General features: G+C 70.8%; 21 protein-coding genes and 1 rRNA gene. 14 read left to right on the forward strand and 8 right to left on the reverse strand.

The features are described from left to right. Positions 1–10 precede the first annotated feature (10 nt). Positions 11–1,606, forward strand: a complete 1,596-nt coding sequence (locus OG867_RS14675; protein ID WP_406285692.1) for an FAD-binding oxidoreductase — start codon at positions 11–13, stop codon at positions 1,604–1,606. Between the two features lie 77 nt (positions 1,607–1,683). Here OG867_RS14675 and OG867_RS14680 read toward each other — a convergent pair whose 3' ends face one another. The 5 genes from OG867_RS14680 to OG867_RS14700 all read right to left on the reverse strand — a co-directional run bounded on the left by OG867_RS14680 (position 1,684) and on the right by OG867_RS14700 (position 8,307). Beyond that, positions 1,684–2,415 carry a phosphatase PAP2 family protein gene (locus tag OG867_RS14680; protein ID WP_406285694.1) on the reverse strand — a complete coding sequence of 244 codons (732 nt, stop codon included), beginning with the start codon at positions 2,413–2,415 and terminating at the stop codon, positions 1,684–1,686. 244 nt (positions 2,416–2,659) lie between these two features. Continuing rightward, positions 2,660–3,670 (reverse strand): NlpC/P60 family protein, encoded by a 1,011-nt coding sequence (locus OG867_RS14685; protein ID WP_406285696.1) that lies wholly within the window; start codon positions 3,668–3,670, stop codon positions 2,660–2,662. A 636-nt stretch (positions 3,671–4,306) separates the two neighbouring features. Further along, the gene (locus OG867_RS14690; RefSeq protein WP_406285698.1) at positions 4,307–6,184 is read right to left on the reverse strand and encodes an alpha/beta hydrolase; all 1,878 of its coding nucleotides are present in this window, start codon (positions 6,182–6,184) and stop codon (positions 4,307–4,309) included. Then, entirely contained in the window at positions 6,181–6,444 is a 264-nt protein-coding gene (locus tag OG867_RS14695) for a hypothetical protein (RefSeq protein ID WP_018101688.1), read from the reverse strand. The genes OG867_RS14690 and OG867_RS14695 overlap by 4 nt, the downstream gene beginning before the upstream one ends. A 315-nt stretch (positions 6,445–6,759) precedes the next feature. Beyond that, entirely contained in the window at positions 6,760–8,307 is a 1,548-nt protein-coding gene (locus tag OG867_RS14700; protein ID WP_406285700.1) for a hypothetical protein, read from the reverse strand. A gap of 336 nt (positions 8,308–8,643) precedes the next feature. On the opposite strand from OG867_RS14700, the gene OG867_RS14705 reads away from it, so the two are divergent. After that, on the forward strand, positions 8,644–9,840 hold the full coding sequence (locus tag OG867_RS14705; protein WP_406285702.1) for a low temperature requirement protein A: 1,197 nt from the start codon (positions 8,644–8,646) through the stop codon (positions 9,838–9,840). A gap of 2 nt (positions 9,841–9,842) precedes the next feature. On the opposite strand, the gene OG867_RS14710 is transcribed toward OG867_RS14705, so the two are convergent. Then, positions 9,843–11,006, reverse strand: coding sequence for a hypothetical protein (locus OG867_RS14710; protein ID WP_406285705.1), 1,164 nt, complete (start codon positions 11,004–11,006; stop codon positions 9,843–9,845). 287 nt (positions 11,007–11,293) lie between these two features. Here OG867_RS14710 and OG867_RS14715 point away from each other — a divergent pair, with 287 nt between their 5' ends. The 8 genes from OG867_RS14715 to OG867_RS14750 all read left to right on the forward strand — a co-directional run bounded on the left by OG867_RS14715 (position 11,294) and on the right by OG867_RS14750 (position 20,622). Next, positions 11,294–12,082 carry a DUF4232 domain-containing protein gene (locus tag OG867_RS14715; RefSeq protein ID WP_406285707.1) on the forward strand — a complete coding sequence of 263 codons (789 nt, stop codon included), beginning with the start codon at positions 11,294–11,296 and terminating at the stop codon, positions 12,080–12,082. Between the two features lie 160 nt (positions 12,083–12,242). Next, entirely contained in the window at positions 12,243–12,932 is a 690-nt protein-coding gene (locus OG867_RS14720) for a DUF402 domain-containing protein (RefSeq protein WP_328901334.1), read from the forward strand. A gap of 279 nt (positions 12,933–13,211) precedes the next feature. After that, complete coding sequence (locus tag OG867_RS14725; protein WP_024493027.1) at positions 13,212–13,520, forward strand: hypothetical protein; 309 nt, start codon at positions 13,212–13,214, stop codon at positions 13,518–13,520. A 183-nt stretch (positions 13,521–13,703) separates the two neighbouring features. Then, complete coding sequence (locus OG867_RS14730; RefSeq protein ID WP_406285710.1) at positions 13,704–14,573, forward strand: hypothetical protein; 870 nt, start codon at positions 13,704–13,706, stop codon at positions 14,571–14,573. Positions 14,574–14,622: 49 nt separating this feature from the next. After that, positions 14,623–15,906 carry a hypothetical protein gene (locus tag OG867_RS14735; RefSeq protein WP_406285712.1) on the forward strand — a complete coding sequence of 428 codons (1,284 nt, stop codon included), beginning with the start codon at positions 14,623–14,625 and terminating at the stop codon, positions 15,904–15,906. Further along, positions 15,903–17,453, forward strand: coding sequence for an SCO6880 family protein (locus tag OG867_RS14740; protein ID WP_406285714.1), 1,551 nt, complete (start codon positions 15,903–15,905; stop codon positions 17,451–17,453). The genes OG867_RS14735 and OG867_RS14740 overlap by 4 nt, the downstream gene beginning before the upstream one ends. A 39-nt stretch (positions 17,454–17,492) precedes the next feature. Further along, positions 17,493–18,911, forward strand: coding sequence for an ATP-binding protein (locus tag OG867_RS14745; RefSeq protein WP_328901331.1), 1,419 nt, complete (start codon positions 17,493–17,495; stop codon positions 18,909–18,911). Between the two features lies 1 nt (position 18,912). Then, positions 18,913–20,622 (forward strand): type VI secretion protein, encoded by a 1,710-nt coding sequence (locus tag OG867_RS14750; protein ID WP_406285716.1) that lies wholly within the window; start codon positions 18,913–18,915, stop codon positions 20,620–20,622. Between the two features lie 15 nt (positions 20,623–20,637). On the opposite strand, the gene OG867_RS14755 is transcribed toward OG867_RS14750, so the two are convergent. Beyond that, positions 20,638–21,195: a GNAT family N-acetyltransferase gene (locus tag OG867_RS14755; RefSeq protein ID WP_406285718.1), complete on the reverse strand. Its 558-nt coding sequence runs from the start codon at positions 21,193–21,195 to the stop codon at positions 20,638–20,640. A 143-nt stretch (positions 21,196–21,338) separates the two neighbouring features. Here OG867_RS14755 and OG867_RS14760 point away from each other — a divergent pair, with 143 nt between their 5' ends. Genes OG867_RS14760 through OG867_RS14775 form a run of 4 tightly spaced genes read left to right on the forward strand, consistent with a single transcriptional unit; the run spans position 21,339 to position 25,016 of the window. Then, the gene (locus tag OG867_RS14760; protein WP_406285720.1) at positions 21,339–22,268 is read left to right on the forward strand and encodes an ATP-binding cassette domain-containing protein; all 930 of its coding nucleotides are present in this window, start codon (positions 21,339–21,341) and stop codon (positions 22,266–22,268) included. Next, the gene (locus OG867_RS14765) at positions 22,265–23,053 is read left to right on the forward strand and encodes an ABC transporter permease (protein WP_406285723.1); all 789 of its coding nucleotides are present in this window, start codon (positions 22,265–22,267) and stop codon (positions 23,051–23,053) included. Before OG867_RS14760 ends, OG867_RS14765 begins: the two co-directional genes overlap by 4 nt. Positions 23,054–23,085: 32 nt before the next feature. Further along, entirely contained in the window at positions 23,086–24,354 is a 1,269-nt protein-coding gene (locus OG867_RS14770; RefSeq protein ID WP_406285726.1) for a sensor histidine kinase, read from the forward strand. Beyond that, a complete protein-coding gene (locus OG867_RS14775) occupies positions 24,351–25,016 on the forward strand; it encodes a response regulator (protein WP_406285728.1) in 666 nt (221 codons plus the stop codon). The genes OG867_RS14770 and OG867_RS14775 overlap by 4 nt, the downstream gene beginning before the upstream one ends. 49 nt (positions 25,017–25,065) lie before the next feature. On the opposite strand, the gene rrf is transcribed toward OG867_RS14775, so the two are convergent. Then, positions 25,066–25,182, reverse strand: a 5S ribosomal RNA gene (gene rrf / locus OG867_RS14780).

Below are 25,182 nucleotides of genomic sequence, written 5' to 3' on the forward strand. Positions count from 1 at the left end.
CGGAGGTCCGATGACCCCGCCGAACCGGCGCACGCTCCTCGCGGCGGGCGCCGCCGTCCTCACCGGCGCCACCGCCACCGCGTGCGAGGGCCCCGACGCGACGGACCCGGCCCCGGGCGACACCCCGGCCACCACCGGGTCCGCGTCGTCCCCGGCCCCCTCGACGTCCACACCCTCCAAGCCCTCCGGCCCAGCGGACTGGTCCGCGCTGGCCAAGAGCCTCGACGGGCCGCTGATCCGCCCCGGCGACACCGCGTACCCGACCGCCCGTCAGCTCTACAACACCCGCTTCGACGGCCAGAAACCGGCCGGGATCGCCTATGTCCGGCACGAGGACGACATCCGCGAGTGCCTGGCCTTCGCCCGCCGCGCCTCCGTGCCGGTCGCGATCCGCAGCGGCGGCCACTCGTACGCCGGCTGGTCGAGCGGCAACGGCCGCCTGGTGATTGACGTCGCGTCACTCAACCGCGTCGAGGCGAACGGCACGATCGGCGCAGGCGCCAAGCTCCTCGACGTCTACGAGGGCCTGGCCGCGCACGGCGTGACGATCCCCGGCGGCTCCTGCCCCACGGTCGGCATCTCCGGGCTCACCCTCGGCGGCGGCCACGGCGTCGCCGCCCGCGCCTACGGCCTGACCTGCGACAGCCTCACCGGCGCCACCCTCGTCACGGCCGACGGCCGCACGGTGACCGCCGACGCCACACACGACCCGGACCTCTTCTGGGCGCTGCGCGGCGCGGGCAACGGCAACTTCGGCGTCGTCACGAGCCTCCGCTTCCGTACGCACTCCGCCCCCCGGACGGTCACCGCGTACATGTCCTGGCCCTGGTCGCGCGCCCGGGACGTCGTCACCGCCTGGCAGGAATGGGGCCCGGCCCAGCCCGACGAGATCTGGTCCGCCGCGCACCTCGACGCCGGGCCGGGCGGCAGCAACCCGACGGTCTCGGTCTCCGCGTTCAGCCTCGGCACGTACGGGGACCTGCAGAACGCCGTCGACCGCCTCGCCGACCGCATCGGCGCCTCCGCCACCTCGGTCTCGCTGCGCCGCCGCGACTACCGGGAGGCGATGCTCGTGTACGCGGGCTGCTCGGGCCTCACGGACGCGCAGTGCCACCTCCCGGGAACCACGCCGGGCCGCACCCCGCGGGGCGCCCTCCAGCGCGAGACGTACGCCGCCGCCTCCGACTTCTACGACCGCTCCCTGCCCCCGGCGGGGGTGTCGGCCCTGCTCGACGCGGTCCGGGCGTTCACCCGGCTCGCCCCGGGCGAGGGCGGCGGCGGCTCGGTCGCGCTGACCGCGCTGGGCGGGGCGGTGAACCGGGTGGACCCGCAGGCCACGGCGTTCGTCCACCGTCGCTCCCGGATGCTCGCCCAGTACATCGGGGCCTGGCGGCCCGGGGCCCCGGGAACCGCCCAGCAGAAGTGGCTGAAAGAAACCCATGCGGCGATGCGCCCGTACGCCTCCGGGGCGGCGTACCAGAACTACACGGACCCGACCCTGACCAACTGGCGCTCCGCGTACTACGGCTCGGGGGCGACGCGCCTGGCCCAGGTGAAGAAGCGGTACGACCCGGAGGGGCTGTTCACGTACGCGCAGGGGGTGTGAGGGGCGCGGGTCCCCTCACACACGTGTGCCCCGGGCCGCCTTGCGGGCTCCGGGGCACATGACGGGGACGACCGGGCTCAGGCCGCGAGGCCCTTCTCGCCGTCGGAGCCGCCGCCGCGCGAACCGGGGCGCGGCTCGGGGATCCCGAGCGCGTCGTCGCGGCCGGAGTCCACCGCCCGGGGGCGGCGCGAGCGGACGAGGGGGCCGATGCGGGCGGACCGGGAGACGGCCGCCACGAGGGGCGTCAGCATCATCATCGCCAGGGGCGCGAGGAGCAGCGCGACGGCCGTACCGAGGGCGAAGCCGCCGACGACGTCGGTCGGGTAGTGGACGCCCATGTAGACCCGGCAGAAGCCTTCCAGCAGGGCGAGCCCGATGGCCGCGATGCCGAACTTCCGGTGGGCGACGAAGAGCCCGACGCCGAGGGCCATCGCCATCGTGGCGTGGTCGCTGACGAATGAGAAGTCGTTCTTCCCATCGACCAGGACGTCGAGCCCGGAGTGGTCCTTGAACGGCCGCGGCCGCTCCACGAAGCCACGGATCGGAATGTTGATGAGCAGGGCGATCCCGGCCGCGAGCGGGGCCCAGACGAGCCCGGCCACCGCCGACACGGAGTCCTCGGCCGTGCCGCGCCGGCGAACGCTCCACCAGCACCACAGGACCACGAGGACCATGCCGAACATGATCCCGTACTCTCCGACGAACTCCATGACCCGGTCGAACCAGGTCGGAGCGGACTTGGCGAGCCCGTTGATGTCGTAGAGCAGGCTGACGTCGGGGTTCGACCCATCCAGTGCGAGTCCAGCCATCTGCTGCGGCCCCTTGCCTTGTCTGCTGCTGCGGCACACGTCCCTGTGCGCCGCGATTCACGAACCCCCGTGTTATTCGGTTCGTCCACGTCGATCACTCACGCGCCCAGCCAGAGAACGACGCGCCCCGTGCGTACGTTCCACTCTCCACCGAATGATCACCATGACGTTATCGAAGAGTGACACATCGTCGCTGCTCAGGGCCCGGGCTTCACGGAGGGTTCCAGCCACCGGCACGCGCACCTCAGGCGGCCGGCCGCGCGGTCGGCAGCGCCGCGGCCCCGTCCTTGGTCACGCGAGTGGCACCGAAGTAGTCGGGCGTGTCGATCTTGTCGAACCGAATGACCGCACCAGTGTACGGAGCGTTGATCATGTACCCGCCCCCGACGTAGAGGCCGACGTGATGAATGGCACGGGAATTGGTCAGATCGTCGGAGAAGAACACGAGATCGCCGGGAAGCAGTTCATCGCGTGCCGGATGCGGCCCGGCGTTGTACTGGTCGTTCGCGACGCGGGGCAGCTCGATGTCCACGGTCCGGTACGCGGCCTGGGTCAGCCCGGAACAGTCGAACCGCCCGCCCTGCTCGGGCGTACCGTTGCCGCCCCACAGGTACTTCGTGCCGAGCTTCTTCTGCGCGAAGTAAATGGCCCCGGCCGCCTGCTGAGAGGGCTGCACACGGCCGACGGGCCGGGCGAAGCTCTTCTCCAGTGAGCGGATGATCTTGACGTAGTTCTTGGTCTCGGCGATGTCGGGCACGCCCCCCGACTTGATCACCCGGTACGCCCCCGCGTTGTAGGCGGCGAGCATGTTGTCGGTGGGGTCACCGGGGACCTTCTTCACGTACCCGGCGAGCTCGCAGTCGTACGAAGCGGCGGAGGGGATCGCGTCGGCCGGATCCCACACGTCCCGGTCCCCGTCCCCGTCCCCGTCGATCCCGTGCCCCGCCCACGTCCCGGGAATGAACTGCGCGATGCCCTGCGCGGCGGCGGAGCTCTCGGCGCGGGGGTTCCACCCGCTCTCCTGGTAGAGCTGCGCGGCGAGCAGGGCCGGATTGATCGCGGAGCACAGGTTCCCCCACTTCTGCACAAGCCCCTGATACTTGGCCGGCACCGCCCCCTTGGCCAACGCAACGGCCCCCCCACCCGCCCCCCCGACGAGCCCGGCAGCAGCGGAGTAGGTCCCCACGACGAGCAACGCCACAAAACACAGGGCCCCCCCGACCCCGACCCCCACGGCCACCCAGAATCTACGCACCCGTCAACCATCCCCCATCGGGGCACGGTTCGGCAGCGTTTTCGACGGTGTGTACGAGTCATGCGGGGGGAGCGGGGAGCGCTCAGGGAGCGCGGAGCGACCAGAAGTCGGAGCGGACGTTGGGGGCTGGTACCGGTTCGCCCACATGCTCGTCACTACCGGCGCGCGGAGTGGGCTTAGAAACCGAGGACCGATCAACGCATGGCGTAGCGACCTCAAAGAACGCCTGCCCACGCCCCCCAATGAGCAGCCTCACTCGAAATCGGTCCGGCGTCTCAAAGTATGTTGCCGGGCTCCGCGTGCTGGCGTTTACCCCGACCTGGCGATAACCGGCCTTCTCCCACTGCCGTTCAACAACCCCCAGGAAGCTTCCCCGTCGCTCCTCAGAGATCACCGTGGTAACCGCCCTTCTGCGTGAAACATCACAACTTCCTTCAGTCGATTCACCATGAACCCACTCCACCGGAGGTTTGATTCCAGAAAACGTCTCGTCGAGAATCCCGTCAGCTCGATCGGCAGCCTCTTGCATGTTCAATCCACCGCTCCTCTGGCCATCCTGCGAAACATTAGAATCATCTGACCACGCACAGCTTGATACCAGCGACACGACAGCTACTGCGGCAGCCATGCGAACCTTCACCTTGGACGCTCCCGCTCGATTTCATCCGATTTTCCGGAAACAATTCTCGCGATGTTATCTGCCGACACTTGATCTTTCGCAGGGTCGAAATAGTTGGAGTGCGCTTCCCCGGGCCCGTGCCCCCACTCCAGGGGCCGAGGTCCTTCGCTTACCGCAAACCGGGTTGCCCCGAAATTCCGGTGCGCGGGATCGGTGCCGAACCAAACGTCACTTTCCTCGCTCTGGGCATCTTGCGCCGCATACCCCATAGCGCCGCCGGCCACGCCGCCCGCCACACCACCGACCGCCGCTCCAACGGGCCCTCCACTCAACCCGAGCGAAAATCCGGCCGATGCGCCCCCAACGACCCCGGAGCCCAAGCCACTCGCTTCCCGATCATTAGGCAACTTCGTGACTGGGTCGTTCTCGGCTGCGCCGACAAAGACGTGCTCTCTCCCCACCCCAAGTTCATCTGCGGACTGTGCGCCTGTCCCCGGGCTTCCAACCAAGACCACGTCGTCAACCCCCGGGATTCCGCCCTTCTCCTGAGCGGCGAGGCCCACTGTCAGCGAACCGTACGAGTGTCCGATCGCGGTGACATGAGGGTCTGAATTCTGATTCGTTGCCGAAATGCCCTCCATGAACTGATTGTAGGCAGCTGCACCGGCCTCTGCGTTCGACTGACTCGTAACACCCAAAGGTTCATCCAACGATGCTTGCGGTGCGTCGTAACCAAGCCACACAATCGATGCCACGGAAGCTCCTGGGTTCATCTCTTTCGCGCCGATGGCGGTATCACGCGCCCGCTTGAGGTCCCCCCTAGCAAAATCCTCATCCAACGAAGTGTTCAATCCCGGCACATACGCCGCAACATTCCGCGCCGTATCCGGATTCCCGTACGACACAATCGCGCGCCCGTTCCCCTCGTCCCCAATGCCGAGGAGGTACATCGGCGGCTGGCCGCCCGCGTCCAGTTGCCGGTGAATCTCCCGCAGCCCCGCCAACCGCACCCGTGACACCTCGTCATCCCGCCCCTCCAGCTTGCCGATCAGGAGCTGGAGGTTGTCGCGGTTCGCCGTGTCGCGGGTCAGGGACGGGATGCCGTCCAGGTTGCCGATCTGGTCCGGGTACACCGCGAGGTACTCTTCGCGCTGTTCGTCCGTCAGGTGTTCCCACCACTCACGCACCGCCGCAGGCGACGCGTCACGCGGGATGCGGGACTTGAGGTACCCGCGCGCCGCCTCCCGGACCGCCGCCGCGTCACCCGCCGCGTCGGTCCACGTGCGGTCCGGGACCTTCAGGCCCTCCTCGGCCCGCAGCCGCCGCAGGATCCGCGTGAAACGCCAGTCGATCCGGGCAGCCGTACGGACCGCCCCCGTGACCCGGTCCGAGATGTCCCGCGCCCGCGCGGCATGGGTGTCCGGGGCGACCAGCCCCGAGGAAGGCAGCAGCCCGGGCATGCCGGTCACCCGCGCCGTGCCACCGGGCAGCGGATCGCCGTCGAACAGCCCCCCGGGCCCGGACGGATACGACACCGACCCATCCGCGTGCACGGTGAACTTCAGCGACTCCGCCTCCTCCAACGCACGCCGCAGCACCCCCTGCTGCACCCGCATCTCGTGCGCGAGGCTGTTCAACGCGGTACGGATCAACCCGCACTCCGTGTACACGTACTGCAAGTTCCGGCTCATCCGCCGCAGCCGCCCGACCGCCGCATCGGCCGCCGCTCCGCGCTGGGACTCGCGCAGACCGACGAGCAACTGCTTCTCGATCCGGTCCCGCCCCGCATCCGCACGGTTGCTCGCCTTGCCCCAGCCATCCGCCGCGCTCTCCAGCTCGGCGCACTTGAGGTCGCGTAACTGAGCCCACGTCAACGTGGAGGACAACGCGGTCACCGCTCGACCCCGTGGGTCAGGCGCGCGACGGGCGAGAAGGACGACCGCACGGACTCATTCGTCTCACCCTGCGCCCGCGCGACAGCGCGCAGGCTGCCCGCGAGCGCCCCGCACTCATGACGGGCGGACTCGACACGGCGTACCCAGGACTCCCGCACCGCACCCAGCTCGGCCAGGGAGTTCAGACCGGCGGTCCCGGCGATCAACCCCTCGTGCGCCGTCGTCAGTTCCCCGCGCACAGGCCCGAGATGGGCCCCCATTCCCTCCGCACCCCCGGCGGCCCGCAGCCACGCACCACCGCTGTGCCGCAGCTCATCCCCGGCGGCAGGGCCGCCACCCGCACCGGAGCCGCCCCCGCCGGCGGAGCCGGCACCCGCAAGATCGACCAACCTCAACCGCGCACCACTCATCGTCCACCCCGTTCTTGATCACGAAGATCGTGGAGCGGCACTGTGCCAAACGCGGCAACCGCGACACGCCGGACACACAGCGGCCGGGGAGCGGGCACACCCCCGCGCCCCGGCCCTGCCAACGCCTCGGCCCCGCACAGGAATCACCCGATCGGTGGACCGGCGCTAACGCCCGTACGCCCTCGGGTCCTCCTCACTCAGCCGCCGCAACGCGGCCGCCGCACGGTCCTCCGGCGGGGTGCCGTCCTCGGGGATGTGCCAGAGGATCTGCCGTACGTGGCCGTCCTCGACGTCGTGCAAGAGGCTGACCAGCGTCTCGTCCGGGTCACGGAAGGCCGTCCCGGCCCAGTCGAACCGGACGCTCCAACGCGCGAGGAGGTCCGGCCGTCCGCGCAGTCCGGCAGCGACCAGCCGGGCGGCCCGGCCACATCCAGCTCTCGTCGCCCGACGCACGGGCGATCTCGGCGTCGTACGCGGATGCGTCGAAGCGGAGTTCGGGCAGTTCACGTCTGCCACCCGGCGGAACGGGGCCTCGCCAGCCGGACCAGACGACCTGATCCCCGTCCCGCCGCACGGTGACATACAGCGCCCCGCAACAGCCCTCCGCGCAGTACGCCTCGGCAAGCCGCACCTCGCGCGGTTCGTCCGTGGCCCGCAGGGTGCCGGGGAACAGCAACTCCTCCGGGGAGTTGGCGGGCCCCCGGCCGAAGTAGTCCGGGACGAGCGGACGCCCGTCGACAAGAACACGCGCCTCGACGGTGGCCGGATCTCCGGGTCCCGCTCATGGATCGCGATACGCAACCGCGCACCCGGCGCCTGCGGCGCCCCCAGCACCTGCGCCCGCGTACGCCGCACCCACGCGACCCGCCACCGCACACCGGACTCGTCGCCCTCACCGTCCGGCACCACCCACCACTCCGGCCGCCTCAGGACGGCCATCAGCTGCGACAGCGCCGCCTCACGCCGCCCGGGCCCCCAGGCGTGCAGCACGGTGGGCCCCGTGCTCAGCTCCTGAACGGCGGACAGAAGAAGCGCATGGTGGTCGAGCGTGGCGGGAAGGAGCCCGGCGCCCCGCGCGAACGCTGCGTACGCGCGAGGGGCGTCCAGGTAGGAGAGGATCTCGGGCCGATAGTCGCGGAGGGTGGTCATGAGGAACAGCAGCCGCCCGGTCCGGGCGACCAGTGCGGCGCCCTCGCGGATCGGAAGGCCGGGGACAGCCGTCAACAGATCGGCCAGTCGGAACGCCTCCGCCACCCGCCGGGCCACATCGGGCGCCAGGTCCCCTTCCAGCGCGGCCAGCCGTCCCCGTACGGCGGTGCGGTCACCGGCGTCGAGGGCGGCGAGCAGCGGCCCGAAGGTCACGGGCTCGCGGTGGTTGCGGAGTTCGAGCAGCGCACCGGCCGGCCTGTCGAGGACGTCGAGCGCGTGGATGACGGGATACGCGAGGGTACGCAGCCGGCCGAGGGTCCGGAGATACGGCACGTCCTGCGACTCGCCGAGCTCGGTGAGCAGGGCGAGCCCGGTGCAGACGGCCAGGTAACCGGTCCCCGTGCGCACGAGCACCCGCGCCAGCGCCCGCGCCCGTTCCTCGTTCTCCACCGGCATCCCGGCGACGAGGAGGCGCAGCGTGCGATGCCTGACGGGCGGGTCCAGGGCGTCGAGCCGCCGGTGCACCTCTTCCGCCGCCTCGACCGGATCGGGGGCGACCAGCAAGGGACCGAGGAGACGGGTCAGCTCGTCCCTGGTTTGAGTGAAGTCCCGGCTGCCCCGATTGGACGAGGCCCGGCGGGGTACGGGCGGCGCCGCGTCCACCCGGGACCAAGGCCCCTCGGGCTCCGCGCGTTCGACACGCAGCGCGCACGCGTGCAGGGAGGAGGGCCGGGGAATGAGCGCTCCGCGCTCTTCCGGGGCGCTCAACGGGCGGGGTGGTTCTCGATTCCGTAGGTCATGGCGCGGAGTCTGGCAGAGCCCCGCCGCACCACGCCGGCACTTTCCCTCCGGGCGCGGTTCACGCGTGCTTACCCCGCCCAGCCGGAAGAATGCGCCCCCATGAGCTCATCGCCCCCCTCCCCCAGCTTCTGGCACCGGCCCATGGTGGCGCGCAGCGCCGACGAGCAGCACCGCGCCTCTACGATGCTGGAACTCTTCTTCGACCTCTGCTTCGTCGCCGCCGTCGCCCAGGCGGCCTCCGCCTTCGAACACGAACTCGCGGCAGGCCGCATCGGCCACGCCGTCCTCGGCTACGCGATGGTGTTCTTCGCGATCTGGTGGGCGTGGATGAACTTCACCTGGTTCGCCTCCGCGTACGACACCGACGACGTCCCGTACCGGCTGCTGACGCTCGTACAGATCACCGGAGCGCTCGTCCTCGCGGCGGGCGCGCCCGAGGCGCTGGAGCACGAGGACTTCACCGTCATCACCTGGGGCTATGTGATCATGCGGCTCGCGATGGTCACGCAGTGGCTGCGCGCCGCCCGCTCGGATCCGGAGCGGCGCCGCACCTGCCTGGGGTACGCCGCCGGGATCCTCCTGGTGCAGATCGGCTGGGTCGTACGGCTGGCCCTGCCCCAGGACGCCGGCCTGGTGACGTTCGCGGTCCTCGTCGTCGCGGAAATCGCCGTTCCCGCACTGGCGGAACGTAAAACCACCACCACCTGGCACCCGCACCACATCGCCGAACGGTACGGCCTCTTCACGCTGATCGTGCTCGGCGAGTCCATCACCGCCGCCACCGGGGCCGTACGCGCAGCGCTGGACACGCACGCGGCGCTCGGCGACCTCGCCGCACTGGTCGCGGGCGGACTCCTGACGGTGTTCGCCCTGTGGTGGCTGTACTTCGCGCAGAGCGCACCCCGGCTGCTGACCAGCCTGCGTACGGCGCTGCTGTGGGGGTACGGGCACTACCTCGTCTTCGCGTCGGCGGCCGCGGTCGGCTCCGGGCTCGCCCTCAACGTGGCGCACACCGCGGGCCACGGCCACCTCTCCGACCGCACGGCGGCGGCCGTCTACACCGTCCCGGTCGCCGTGTTCATCACCCTCGTCTGGCTACTGCACCACCGCACCGCGGGGCTTCGCCGCGCGGCCGACGTGCTCCACCCGGTGGCGGTGCTCGCGGTCCTGGCGGCCACCTACGCCCCGTCCCCCATCCTGACCACCGGCATCGTCACCGCACTGCTCATCGCGGCGACCCTGCTCCTGGCCGCCCGGAACGCGGGCAGCGGCCCCGGGCAGACCGCGGCGCACTGACCTCAGCCGCCGGTCCGCACCGCCTGTCCGGGCAGGGCGATCCCCTGCGCCTGGGCGGTCCTCCCCGGCCTCAGGGTCCACGGCACCGGAGGCGTGGACGCCAGCCAGCCCTCCGCGATGAGGGTGTGCACGATGATCCCGCGCAGCTCCCGCCCGAGCTTCTTCCACCGCAGGCCCTTGCACAGCTGGCCGTGCGACGGTCCGTGGCCGTGCTCCGCCCGGAACTCGACGGTGAACAGGGCCGCCTCGCGCCCACAGTCCGGGTGGGCGGCTCGCCACGACTCGTACGCGTCGAGAGCCGCCCGGGGCGCCGGCAGCGGGGACGGCCCGCACATGAACGCCGGAGCGAGCCGCACGAAGGGGAGATGGCAGAGGGCGCACGCCTCGACCGCCTCCGCGTGCCGCAGCAGTGCGGGGCTGACGCCGGACTTCCAGGCAGCCCAGCTCTCCGGAGTGGGCTCGGCGGCGGCCGCCGCCTCCCGGGCCGCCCGGCGTTCCTCCTCCTCCCGCGCGATTGCGGCGAGCTCCTCCGGGGTACGGAACCGGCCCGCGAGGTGCCTCACCGACTCGCCGAGCCGGTACGTCTGCCCGGACACCTCGGCGAGGAACCCCTTCTCCAGGAGCATGGGCACCGCCCCGTAACAGGCGACGGGCAGCTCGGCCGGCGCCCGGCCGACCAGCTCGTCGGAGCAGTGGGCCGCCAGGAACAGCGCGGCCAGCCGGACCCCCGACGCCCCCTTCCGTACCGGCTTGGCCAGCCTCGTACGCATGGACCAGCCCGACACCCGCGACCGCGCGTCCTTGCCGAGGCGCAGTACGCGGTCGGGCCCCGGGGCCAGTTCCGGCACCACGATGGCGTACGGCACATCCGGATCCCCGCCGATGAGCTGTCCGGGCACCTCCCACCCCGCCGCCGTCAGCTCGGCCAGGGCGCCCTCCGGATCCTCCAGCCGCAACGAGCGCAGATCGGTCCCCGTGAGGTTGCCCGCCCCCGTCCGCGCGGCCCGGATCCCCACGACGACCGCCAGGAGCCGCGCGTCGACGGAGTCCAGCGGCAGGCCGGCCACGTACGAGAGGAGCGCACGGGCGCCCTCCCCCTGACCCGGTGTGAGCAGGAAGGGCGGCGGCGAGGCGGCGACACCGTCCGCGGCGGAAGCGGTCGTCACGGGCGGCACGGCGGACACGACAGGCTTGGGCACATCACATCTAACGGTGATCGGACCGCCGAAGTCACGCCCGGACCCGCTCTTCCCGCTCGGCCGGCAGGTCATGCGTGAGCCGAAGCCCTCCTTCGAGGGACGTCAGCGGGACGTCAGGCAGGCGTTAGCAGAACATGAGCGGCGCGCGGGAGGCTTCCCATGTCAGACGGTCCGGAGGGGGAGCGGTTCGCCGCAGATCCCGGCCCTGTCTGCGCCGACCGACCCACCGACCGCCACACACTTCGGGGAATCCCATGCAAACGCTCCGCAAGCGCTCCGCTGTCCTCGGCGCCGCTGCCACCGCCGTGCTCGCCCTCGCCCTCACCGCCTGCGGCGGGGACGGCAGCGGGACGAAGGCGGCCGGTCCGGCCGACGACTCCGCCTCGGCCAAGGCCACCGTGGCCGCGAAGGACACCTCCAAGGACACCGCCGGCGACGCCGCCCAGGACCAGGGCGGCACGGCGGGCGACGGCGCGAAGACGGGCGGCGGCTCCACGGACGCGGTCACCTCCAGCACCGGCAAGTCCAACGGGGGCGCCGCGAAGACGGGCGGGGCCGCCGCCGGCGACACCAGTGACGGCTACGCGTACAAGCACCCCTGCAAGAGCGGCGACCTGTCGGTGCGCGTGTACGCCCGCGAGGGTTCGGCCACCCAGCACGTGATCGAGGTCAACAACACCGGCAAGAACTCCTGCGGCCTGAGCTACTTCCCGCGCGTCAGCCTGGGCGCGGCGAAGGCCACGGACCACAGCGGCGACATCATCCCGCTGGTCCCGGGCGGCCTCGGCGGCGCACCGGCGTACCCGGTGAAGCCGAAGACCGCCGCGATCGCGGTGATCGACCTCAACCCGGGCGGCGGCAACGGCGTGACCTGGGTGGACGAACTGAACGTACTCGCCGACGGCGACCACATGGCCAACGCCGAGCAGCTCAACTTCCCGCTCGGCCCCGACGTGAAGGTCGGCACCCCGAAGCTGGGCCTGTACGAGCGCACGGTCGCCGACGCGGTGGCCTCCATGAAGCAGGCGAACACGAAGCCCTGATCCCCGGACCACGACGGCGCCCTCGGACGGACCACGAAGGTCTGTCCGAGGGCATCGCCACCGCCTGACGGACGACGCCCCGTCAGGGACGTTTCCTGAGCTGCCTGTACGTGTCCGGCTGTACGTGTCCGGCACCCGCGCGGCGGGAATGATCAATCGCATGAAAGAGGACAACAGAGACACCGCGAGCGGCACACCCGGCCAGATCCTGCACTGGAACCTGTTCATAGGCGGCCACCTCAGCGCCTCCGTACCCGTGCGCCTGGTCGAACGAACGGACACCGGGCAACTGGTGTGGATGAAATCGGGCACCCCGATGTGGCACACCGCCCTCCCGCGCGGCGTGACCCACCTGCGCGACATCGCCCCGCACGAGCGCCCGGCCGAGGGCTTCCCCGTCGTCGCGGGCCGCTGGCCGATGGGCGACGCCCTCTTCTACCAGCCGACGGGGGCGGCCCATGCGGTGCTGTGGCTCTTCGGCCGCAGGCACAAGTTCCGCGGCTGGTACGTCAACCTCGAACGGCGCGTGCATCACGGCGCGGACATCGACATCGCCGACCACGAGCTGGACATCAACGTCGCGCCGGACCGGACGTGGAGCTGGAAGGACGAGCAGTCCTTCGCCGAGAAGACCGGCCACCCCGCGTACTGGACGGCCGAGGAAGCGCTGGCGATCCGGTCCGAAGGAGCGACCGTCGCACACCTCGCCGAGGCCGGAACCTTTCCCTTCGACGGCTCCTGGTGCGACTTCCGGCCACCGTCGTACTGGAGGACCCCGCCCCGTCCACCGATTCCGCGCCACTCATTGCTGCGCCCGATGGGCGCTCCGGCCTCGCCTCCGCCGCCCTGAAGTGGGCGATTCGGCCGCTGCGGGACATCTCGGCCAGCCTGGCGCGATGGCGATCGTTGCCCGGCGTCACTCTGCGTGATACACAGAGTAACCATATGCATTTCGTCCCTACACCGATTCGATCCGCAGGTCAGGGCGGTCAGACCGGTCAAATGTGCGAGATCAGGGTAAAGAGAGCCGTGAAGCCGTCGTACGAATCCAGTTTCATCAGCGAAGATAGAGACTGACCCGTGCCATGCGGTACGGGCGGTGAACTACCCAACTGGGGCGGTGACTTACATGATCCTGGCAGCTGAAAAGGGCGACATCACCACCATCATCGGCGGAATCGCCCCGAACTGGGGGCCGTTCGGGACCCTGGGCAACGAGGCCCGCGTGATGATCGAGGTGGTGATGGCGATCGCCATCCTGCTGTGCCTCGGCATCGCGATCTGGGGGGCAGCCAAGCAGCGGATCGGCGCGACGGCTCTGCGCGACACGTTCAGCGCGGAACAGGGCAAGGGGCTGATCGTGGCCGGCCTGACCGGTGTGTTCATCATCGGATCGCTCGGCACCCTGTTCACCATTGTCTACGGGATGGCCGTCTGACCCGGCGTCACCCTGGACTCTGGCCCGTCCCCCCGCCCCTCCCATCCGTCCGTCCGTCGTGCCCACCGGCAGAGGTTGCGTACCCCTGATGTCGAGTCACCACACCGCGTCCGCGCGGAGAGCAGCACGGCTACCGTCGTACTACGACGTGGTTCAAGCAACGGTTGAGGGGGCGTACGCGGCATGAGTCTCGGCGACGAGGACGGCTACGGCAACGACGCGGGACGCACGAGCGACGCCTACAGCACGATCGGCGGCACCCGCCAGACCCGCACCCGCCTGCCCGACGGCCCCACCGGCGACCCCTACGGCCCCCGCCGCCCGGTCCGCAGCTCCCGCTCCCTCATCACCGTCGCCGGCGTGGTGATCCTCCTGCTGGGCGCCATCGCCTTCGCCAACATGGGCGGCGACAAGGACGACTCGAACGCCAAGCCCGGCACCACCTCGGGCAACAGGGCGGACGCCGCCCCGACGTCCCCCACCGGCACCAAGCCGGTCACCGGCAAGACCGGAACAATCCCCTCAGGCTTCGCCCACGACCAACAGGGCGCGGAGAGCGCGGCCTCAAACTTCGCGGTGGCGCTGGGGTCTGCCGACATGTTCGTCGCCTCATCCCGTCAGGCCATCGTGCAGGCCACCCACGACCCGGCCGTCGTCGGGAAGCTGACTGCAGATCTCGATACCGCCTACTCCCCGGACTTCCTCAAGAACGTCGGCCTGAATGAAGACGGCAATGCTCCCAGCGGCTTGACGTTCGTCTCTCGCACGATCCCAGTAGGAACGAAGGTGATCGAGCACACCGATGGCTCGGCCACGATCGAGGTCTGGTGCACCGGTCTCGTCGGAATGGCCGGTGAGGGATCCACGAAGCCAGTGACCGAGACCTGGTTCACAATCTCGGAGAAGCTCAAGTGGATCGGCAACGACTGGAAGATCGAGTCGTCAAGTCAGACAGAGGGGCCCACTCCCGTGAGCGGTGACAACCGGGCTTCCTCGGCCGACGAGATCGCCGGCGCGGTAGAGGGATACGGAGGATTCGTCTATGCCCGCTAGCCGTCGCCGGAGCATGCGCTCCCTGACCACACTGAGCATCCTTCCCGCGATGGTCCTGCTGGCCTCACGGGCCGCAGCGGCACCATCACCGTCCCCGTCGCCCAGTAAAGAGGGCAACGATGCATGCGACCTCATCGTGGGGCTCGCCAAGGACTACTGCGAAGGCGGAAGCGCCAGCTCCCCCAAGTCCACCCCGCCCGCCAGCACCGACCCCGCGCTCGATCCGCTCACCTCGCTCGGGCGCGGCTGCGCCGACGCCGCCGCGTGGATCGTGGGCAAGCTCAGCGACGCCGTCAAGGACACCGCCAACGTCGACTTCACGAACACCCGCTTCCTCCAGCAGTACGCCATCGTCTTCGCCGCCTCCACCGTCCTCACGCTCGTCCTCTGGCTCCTCGCCGTAGCCAAGCGCGCCATCCGCGGCGTCCCCCTCACCACCGCCATCTCCGAGGCCATCGGCTTCCTCTGGCTCACCGTCCTCGCCTCCGCCTTCACCCCCCTCATCCTCTACACCATCGTCTCCGCCACCGACGGCGTCACCGAAGTCATCGCCTCCTCCTCCGGCGGCCAGACCGACGTCTTCTTCGGCTCCTTCGCCCAAGCCCTCAAGAAGGACTCCGACATCGGCGGCGGCCCGATCATGCTGATCGTCGTCTCCCTCGTCTCCATCCTCGCCGCCGGCATCCTCTGGCTCGAACTCGTCATCCGCGCCGCCCTGCTCTACGTAGGCGCCCTCCTGGGAACCGCCGTCTACGCCGGACTCGTGGACAAGAACATGTGGGGACACGTACGCCGCTGGGCAGGCATCATGATCGCGGTGATCATGGTCAAACCCGTCATCGTCGTCGTACTCGGCCTCGCCGGCGCCCTCTCCTCCGACGACGGCCCCGACGCCTTCTCCGCCGTCGTCTCCGGCCTCGCCATCATCCTGCTGGCCATCTTCGCCTCCGCGATGATCTACCGCTTCGTCCCCGGCTTCGGCGACGAGATCCAAGGCGCCCGCACCAACCGCAAACAGGCCACCGACGGCTCCCAGGCCGCCGCCATGATCAGCTCCCCCGCCGCCCTCGTCTCCCAGGGCATCAAGACCCACAGCAGCCGCGGCGGCCAGAACAGCGGCGACACCAGCAGCGGCGGCGGCCGCCCCGCCAACCCGGTCAGTGGCGGAGTCGCCGCCCACAGCTCCCGTAACCCCGGCGGCGGATCCACCCCCTCCGCCGCACCCCCGCCCCGCAGCGGCTCCCCGACCGCCGGCACCCCCCACAGCAGCCGCGGCACCCGCGGCGGACCAGGCAGCACAGGTAACAACCGCACAGGAGGTGGCGGGCGTTGAGCACACAGTCCCATCCGATCGCGCCCCGCCGTACGTATCTCATCGGCCGCGCCCGGCCGAACGCGATCGTCGGCAAGAACCGCGAGACGGGCGAAATCGCCCTGATCATCGCCGGCGCGTTCCTCGGCATGATGAGCGGCCTGCTCGTCCCCGTCCTCTCCCTGCGCATCGTGCTGCTCACCGGCTTCCCGCTGCTCGCCATCGCCATGGTCTACGTCCCGTACCGGCACCGGACCTTCTACAAGTGGTTCGAGATCAACCGCAGCTACAAGCGCTCCGTCCGCCGCGGCACCACCTACCGCTCCACCGCCATCGAAGCCGGCACCCGCGCCGACGGCCGCGAGATCGAGATCGGCCCACCCCCCGGCATCGGCCGCATCAACTGGCTCTCCGCCCCCTTCGGCCCCGACGAGATCGCCGTCCTCCTCCACGCCGACCGGCGCACCGTCACCGCCGCCATCGAGATCGAGGGCCCCGGCGTCGGCCTCCGCGACAGCGAGGACCAGGAAGCCCTCGTCGACCGCTTCGGCACCCTCCTCAAGCACGTCGCCAACGGAGACGGCTTCGTCACCCGCCTCCAGATGCTCGCCCGCACCCTCCCCGCCGACCCCGACGCCCACGCCAAGGACGTCGCCCAGCGCGGCGCCAAGGCATCCCCCCGCTGGCTCCAGGACTCCTACGACCAGCTGCAGTCCATGGTCTCCACCTCCAGCGAGCAGCACCGCGCCTACCTCGTCGCCTGCATGCACTTCAACCGCGAGCTCTCCGCCGAGGCCCACGCCATGGCCCGCGCCGCCCGCCCGCACTCCGGCCGCAAGCTGGACCGCGACGCCGGCCTCGCCGTCGTCATGGCCCGCGAGCTCACCGACATCTGCGCCCGCCTCGCCGAGGCCGACATCCGGGTCCGCCAGCCCCTCGGCCAGAGCCGGCTGGCCTCCCTCGTCCACTCCATGTACGACCCCGACCACCCCATCGACCACATCCAGGCCATGACGAAGCGCAACGCCTGGCCCGCCGAGCTCGACGCCGTAGAGCCGACCTACCTCCAGGCCAAGACCCGCGAATCGTCCACCCGCGCCCCCTGGTGCCACTCCACGGCCTGGGTGAAGGAGTGGCCGATGACCCCCGTCGGCGTCAACTTCCTGGCCCCCCTCCTCGTCCACACCCCCGACGTCATCCGCACCGTCGCCGTCTGCATGGACCTGGAACCCACCGAGATCGCCATCGAGCGCATGCTCACCGAGAAGACCAACGACGACGCTGAGGCCAGCCGCCAGGCCAAGATGAACCGCACCGTCGACCCCCGCGACATCGCCGCCCACGGCCGCCTCGACCAGCGGGGCGAAGACCTCGCCAGTGGCGCCGCCGGCGTCAACATCGTGGGGTACATCACCGTGTCGTCCCGCTCCCCCGAAGCCCTCGCCCGCGACAAGCGGACCATCCGCGCCTCGGCCGGAAAGTCGTACCTGAAGCTCGAATGGTGCGACCGCGAGCACCACCGCGCCTTCGTCAACACCCTGCCGTTCGCCACCGGCATCCGCCGCTAACCGCCAGTCCGCGACACCGAGAGGGAGGTCAGTCACGCCATGCGAGATCCGCTGTCCGCGTTGTCGGACGCCTTTACCGCCTTCCTCTTCGGGAAGGTGGAGACCACCCGGCTGCCCGTCCGCACCTCGACCGGCCAAGCCCAGGCCGTCTACCTGCCCACCGCCGCCCCCGGCCTCGGCGACTCCGGTGTGATCATCGGCCGCGAGGTGTACTCCGGCAAGGGCTACATCTACGACCCCTTCCAGCTGTACGGACAGCAGCTCCCCGCCCCGCACTGGCTGGTCCTCGGCGAGTCCGGGAACGGCAAGTCCGCGCTGGAGAAGACGTACGTGCTCCGCCAGCTCCGCTTCCGCGACCGCCAGGTCGTCGTCCTCGACGCCCAGGGCGAGGACGGCGTCGGCGAGTGGAACCTCATCGCGCAGGAGCTCGGCCTCACCCCCATCCGCCTCGACCCCACCTCCGCACTCAACGGCGGCATCCGGCTCAACCCGCTCGACCCGGCCATCACCACCACCGGCCAGCTCGCCCTGCTGCGCACCATCATCGAGGTCGCCATGGGCCACGGCCTGGACGAACGCTCCGGCTTCGCCCTCAAGGTCGCCCACGCCTACGTCAACGCCACGACGAGCGACCGCCAGCCCGTCCTCACGGACATCGTCGAGCAACTGCGCCACCCCGAACCGGAATCCGCCCAGGCGATGAACGTCGACATAGACGACGTCCGCGCCTGGGGCCTGGACGTCGCCCTCGTCCTCGACCGGCTGGTCGACGGCGACCTGCGCGGCATGTTCGACGGCCCCACGTCCTTCGGCATCGACCTGGACGCCCCCCTGATCGTCTTCGACCTCTCGCACATCGACCGCAACTCCATCGCCATGCCCATCCTGATGGCGATCGTCGGCGTCTGGCTCGAACACACCTGGATCAGGCCCGACCGCAAGAAGCGCATCTTCCTGGTCGAAGAGGCGTGGCACATCATCAACTCGCCCTTCGTCGCCCAGCTCTTCCAACGCCTGCTGAAGTTCGGCCGCCGCCTCGGCCTCTCCTTCGTCGCCGTCGTCCATCACCTCAGCGACGTGGTCGACGGCGCCGCCGCACGCGAAGCCGCCGCCATCCTCAAAATGGCCTCCACCCGCACCATCTACGCCCAGAAGGCCGACGAGGCCAGAGCCACCGGACGGGTCCTCGGCCTGCCCCGCTGGGCCGTCGAAATCATCCCCACCCTCACACCGGGCATCGCGGTCTGGGACGTGAACGGCAACGTACAGGTCGTCAAACACCTCATCACCGAGGCCGAACGCCCCCTCGTCTTCACCGACCGCGCCATGACCGAGTCGTCCGTGAGCGACCTCCTCCCGGACGACGTACGAGCCGCCGACCTCGAAGCGGAGGAACGCGCGGCCAGGATCGAGAACCAGCAGCGACTGAACGAGTCGTCCGAGTCAACGGTGGCATGACATGGCAGGGAGCGACGGGGGACGGTCCGGCGACGGCAAGGGGGGCGGCATCCCCGACGGCCTGCTCGTCGGACTGCTGGCCTTCCTTCTCGGACTGACGCTGCTGGCCTGGGCGGCCACCGGATTCGCCGCCCTCCTCGCCCACGGCGCCTGGCCCGACGGCGTCACACCGACCGAGACACCACTGGCCCTCCGGCGCCTGCTGGAAGCCCCGCACGACCTGCCCGCCGCCTGGCCGAACACCCCACCCGGCCAGCTCTCCGGATACGGCCTGTTCTGGGGCCTGCTCATCGGCGAACTGATGGTGCTCGTGGTGCTGACCGTCTTCGTCATGGGCGTCATCACCCGCTGGCGCGCCCAACTGGCCCGCCGCCGCGAGGAACGCACGGAGCGGCTGACCCTCCTCGAACAGGCCCACCGCGAGGAACGCGCGCGGCGCAAAACGGCCCAGGGCAAGGGCCGGAAGACCGGCCGATGGAGCAAGCGGCAGGATTACGCGTACGAGTCGGCGCTCCCCGAACCGGAACCGGCCCCCGAGCCCACCCCCGACGCCCTGCGCAAGACGGCCCCCGTCCCCGCACCGGCCGCCCCCGTTCCCGCCGAACACCTCACCGAAACCGCACTGCGAACGACGGCCCTTCCCACCGAAGCCGCCCCCGAAGCACTCACCACCCGAAAAACCCGGCACGCACCGACCGCACCGGCGCACGCCGAACCGGCACCCACCGAACCGGCCCCCACCACCGGCCCCCTCCCCGCAGCCGTCCCCTCCCCGCGCACCCCCCTCGTCCTCTACGGCCCCGCCGCCACCCGCCGGGCCACCGCCGTCCAGGCCATCCGCGAAGCCGACGGCCCCGTGCTCGTCGTGACCTCCGACCCCACCCTCTGGGCCGAGACCAAAGACGCCCGCGCCAAGCTCGGCCCCGTCCTCGTCTACGACCCCGGCCACCTCTGCGACACCCCGGCCCGGCTGCACTGGGCGCCCACCACCGGCTGCGAACAGGCCGACCGGGCCGCGGCCCGCGCGGGCGCACTGCTCGCCCCCGTCCGCCCCCAGGACCGCGTCGACTCGGCGACGGCCGACCTCGCCGAAACCCTCCTGCGCTGCTGGCTGCACGCCGCCGCCATCGACGGCCGCCCCTTCCGCCAGGTCCACCGCTGGGCCATCGGCGGCAACGCCCACGAACCGGTCCGCCTGCTGCGCACCCACCCCAAGGCGGCCCCCGGACTCGCCGGACTCCTGGAGTCCGCGCTCACCGGCCATCCCGAACGCCGCGAGATGGCCCAGGAACTGACGGTGCGGGCGTTCGGCGCCCTCTCCTCCGTCCACGTCCGCGACGCCTGCACACCAAATCGAGCAGATGCGCTCGCACTGGATTCCTTTGCGGACGAAGGGGGCAGCATCTATGTGGTGGGTGAAGCCATCGAGACCCCGCGATCCGGTCCAGGGACGATGCCCCTGCTCACCGCGTTCGCCGCAGACGTGGTCGAGCACGGCCGCCGCATGGCCGCACGGTCATCCGACGGCCGGCTCGACCCACCAATGACGCTCGTCCTCGACGACATCGCGGCCGTCGCCCCCCTGCCCCGCCTGCCCGAGCTGCTGAGATCCGGCCAGACCCAGGGCCTGTCCACCATCGCCCTGCTCCGTTCCCCGGAACAGGCCCGCTCACACTGGACGCAACAGCTCCGGACACCCAGCAGCCTCTGAGGAGCAGGCACGGCCTCAGGGCCGCGCCACCGCGTACTCCAGCTCGCGCGCGTCCGGATCGCCCGGCATCGCCACCGTCTTCCCGGTCGGCACGAAACCGAACCGCCGATAGAACGCCTCGGCACGCGGATTGTCCTCGTGCACATACAGCCGTACGCGCTCCAGCCGCGGCGCCTCCAGCGACCACGCCCAGTCCACAGCAGCCCGGAACAGCGCGTCCGCCACCCCCGCACCCCGCGCCTCCGGCCGCACGAACACGGCGACCAGGTGCCCCTGGTTCACCGACGCCGCCTCACCGAACCGCGCCTCGACGTCCGGGCCCTCCACGAGCACCGTCACCGAGCCCGCCCAGGCACCGTCCGGGCCCTCCGCGACGAACTGCCGCACCTCGCCCCCACCGTCCTCGGAGGCGTCCACCGTCCGCTCCCGCCACGCCTCGTCGGACCGCTTCAGCCCCTGCTCGTACGTCTCGAGGAACGCCACCGGGGCGGCCGGATCCTGCAAGGCGGCCAGCCTGAGCTCCTTCACCGGTCGCCACTCATCGGCGCGCACCGGCCGTATCACGTAGTCCATGCACCGATCCTGACCCGCGCGCTCGAGACCGCGCAAACGGATTGGCGCCGCCCGCCGGCTGTCGTACCCCGGTACTACGCGCCCCCGCACATCCCGCCCCCGGTCCGACGACCGGCCCACGCCCGCTCCGTAGCGTCGACCGCATGATCAGGGCACACGCACTCACCAAACGCTACGGCGACACCACCGTCGTCCAGGACCTCGACTTCACCGTCCGCCCGGGCACGGTCACCGGCTTCCTCGGCCCCAACGGCGCCGGAAAATCCACCACCATGCGCATGCTGCTCGGCCTGGACGCGCCCACCCAGGGACGCTCCACGATCGGCGGACGCGCGTACAGCTCCCACAGCGCGCCCCTCACCGAGGTCGGCGCCCTCCTGGAGGCGCGCTCCGTCCACCCCGGCCGGACCGCCTTTCACCACCTCATGGCGCTCGCCCACACCCACGGCATCCCGCGCACCCGCGTGGAACACGTCCTGGACCTCGCCGGTCTCACCGCCGTCGCCGGGAAACGGGTCAAGGGCTTCTCGCTCGGCATGGGCCAGCGCCTGGGCATCGCCGCCGCCCTCCTCGGCGACCCCGCCACCGTGATCCTGGACGAGCCCGTCAACGGCCTCGACCCGGAGGGCGTCCTCTGGATCCGCACCCTCCTCCGCGACCTCGCCGCACAGGGCCGCACGGTCCTCGTCTCCTCGCACCTGATGAGCGAGATGGCCCTCACCGCCGACCACCTGGTCGTCATCGGCCGCGGCCGCCTCCTCGCCGACACCACCGTCACCGAATTCACCGCCACGGCCGGCGGCAGCTCCGTCACCGTCCTCACCCCCCAGGCCGGCATCCTGTGCGACCTGCTGCGGGGCCCCGGCATCGAGATCACCGCGACGCCCGGCTCCGACCGCCTGGACATACGTGGCACGGACGCCGAACACATCGGCCGCACCGCCGCGGCCCACGCCATCCCCCTCTACGAACTCACCCCGCACACCGCGTCCCTGGAGCAGGCGTTCATGGACCTCACCCAGGAGTCCGTCGACTACCGGACCACCACCGAACCGACCGGAGCCGCCGCATGACCACCACGGCCCTTCCCCACCCCCACCGCGTCACACCTGCCCGGGTGCTGCGCTCCGAATGGCACAAGCTGCGCACCCTGCGCTCCAGCTGGATCACTCTGGGCCTGGCCGCCGTCTTCGTCCTCGGCGTCGGAATCCTCATGGGCACCACCTACACCTCCGACGGCGGCGACTCGGACATCGACACCGTCATCCTCGTCCTCTACGGCTCGCTCCTCGCCTCACTCTGCACGGTGGTCCTCGGCGTCCTCGTCACGGCGGGCGAGTACTCCTCGGGCCTGATCCGCGCCTCGCTGACCGCCGTCCCGCGCCGCCTCCCGGTGCTGTGGGCGAAGGCCGCCGTCTTCACGGTCACCGTGTTCACCGCCATGTTCGCGACCGCGCTGGTCACCTTCGTCGTCGCCCAGTTGTTCCTGCACGACACGGACCAGGCCGCTTCCCTCACCGACCCGGGTGTACTGCGCGCCGTAGCGGGGAACGCCGCCGGAACCACCCTCCTCGGCCTCATCGCCCTGGGCCTCGGCGCACTCCTGCGCTCGGTCCCCGGAGCGATCGGAGCGTTCATCGGCGGTGTGATGATCCTCCCCGAGGTGCTGACCATGCTCCCGTACGGAGCGGTGGAGACCGTCGTCCGCTACTTCCCCACCCAGGCCGCGGGCGTACTCGGCTCCGCCACCCCGCTCCCGGACGCCGCGTCCCCGGGCCCGGCCCTGCTCGCCCTGGCCCTGTGGGCCTCGGCCACACTGGTCGCGGCAGCCGTACTCCTGCGGCGCCGGGACGCATGAGCCCTACGCTGCCGGGCACAGGGGAGACACCAATGGCGGACACCACCGAGGCCCAGGCACCGGCTCCACCGTCCGCCCCCAGCCCGCTCACCGGACACATACAGCGCCTGTTCCAGCGCATCCGCGCCTTCGACCGGCGCCGGCCGTCGGTCTGGAACGGCGTCCTGACCACGTTCTGGGTGCTGTTCGCCGTCCTCGACGTGTCCTCCGGCGGTTGGCGCACGGTTGCCGTCGACCCGCACGTCCCGGCACCGCTGGTGTTCACCATGAGCGCGGCCCTCTCCGCCCCGCTGCTGTGGCGCCGCACCCACCCATTGGCCGTGCTCGCCTTCATGGCCCCGTTCTCGCTGGCCAACGTGTGGACGGGTGCGGTCATCCAGGCGTCCCTGCTCCAAGAGATCGTCGTCTTCAACATCGCGGTACGCCTTCCGATGCGCACCCTCGCCTGGTCGGGTGCCCTGGTCGCGGCACCGCTGGTGATCGCTTCGGGCCGGTTCCCGGACGTCTGGAGCCGCCTCCTGCTCCCGCACGTCTGGATGTTCGCCATCGCCGCCCTGGCGGGGATACTGGTGCGTACGCGCAAGGAGTACACCGAGGCCCTTCTCGACCGGGCCTACCGCCTGGAACGCGAACGCGACCAGCAGGCCCGTCTGGCCGCCGCCGCCGAACGGACCCGGATCGCCCGGGAGATGCACGACATCATCGGCCACAACCTCTCCGTCATCACGGGGCTGGCCGACGGCGGCTCTTACGCGGCGGCCCGCAGCCCGGAACGCGCGGCCCAGGCGCTGGAAGCCATCGGCACCACCAGCCGCCAGGCCCTCGCCGAACTCCGTCGCCTGCTCGGTGTGCTGCGCGACCAGCCGGAGGACGCGGACCGCACCCCGCAGCCCACTCTCGACGACATCCACGCGCTTCTGGGGGGCGTACGCCGGGCAGGTCTGCCGGTACGCCTCGATGTACGGGGTACGCCTCCGGCCCAACCGCCCACACCAGGCCGTCAGCTGACGGTCTACCGGGTGGTGCAGGAGGCCCTGACCAACACGCTGAAGCACGCGGGCACTTCACCGTCCCTCGCGGTCGAGGTCACCCTGACGTACCGCCCCGGCGCGCTGGAAGCCCTCGTCACGGACAATGGCACCCCGCCCCCGGACGAGCGGATCTCCGCAGGCACCGGGCAGGGCATCACCGGGATGCGCGCACGCGCTTCCCTGTACGACGGCACACTCGAAGCCGGCCCGTCCGCCGAAGGCGGCTGGCGGGTACGGCTCCGGCTTCCCCTGGAGGACTCCCTCTCGTGACGACCGTGCTCATCGCGGACGACCAGCCGATGCAACGCTTCGGCTTCCGCATGCTGCTGGAGAGCCAGGACGACATGACGGTCGTCGGCGAGGCCGCCAACGGCCACGAAGCGCTCCAGCTCGTCGCCCGGCACCAGCCGGACGTGGCCCTGATGGACATCCGCATGCCGCTCATGGACGGCATAGAGGCGACCCGCCGCATCATCAGGGCGGGCTCCCGCACCCGCGTCCTGATCGTCACGACCTTTGACCTGGATCGGTACGCGTACGACGGTCTCCGCGCCGGCGCCAGCGGCTTCCTGATCAAGGACGCGTTGCCGGAGGAGATGCTGTCCGGCATCAGGGCCGTGGCCCTCGGCGACGCGGTGGTCGCCCCGAGCCTGACCCGCCGTCTCCTGGACGCGTACGTACAGCACTTGCCGGTCGAGCCGGGCGAACCGGCCACCCAGGATCCGCGCATCGCCGGTCTCACCGGCAGGGAACGGGAAATCCTGACGGTGATCGGCCAGGGCTGGACCAATTCCGAAATCTCCGAACGCCTTCATCTCGCGGAATCAACGGTGAAGACCCACGTCTCCCGCATTCTCGCCAAGACGGGGGCCAGGGACCGCGTCCAAGCGGTGATCCTGGCGTACGACGCCCGCCTGGTCTCCCCGGGCTGAAACGCAGAAAAGCCCCGTGCCATCGGCACGGGGCTTTCCCACAATGATTGTTCGGCGGCGTCCTACTCTCCCACAGGGTCCCCCCTGCAGTACCATCGGCGCTGAAAGGCTTAGCTTCCGGGTTCGGAATGTAACCGGGCGTTTCCCTAACGCAATGACCACCGAA

The sequence above is a fragment of the Streptomyces sp. NBC_00209 genome (assembly GCF_045206345.1).
Taxonomy (GTDB): Bacteria; Actinomycetota; Actinomycetes; order Streptomycetales; family Streptomycetaceae; genus Streptomyces.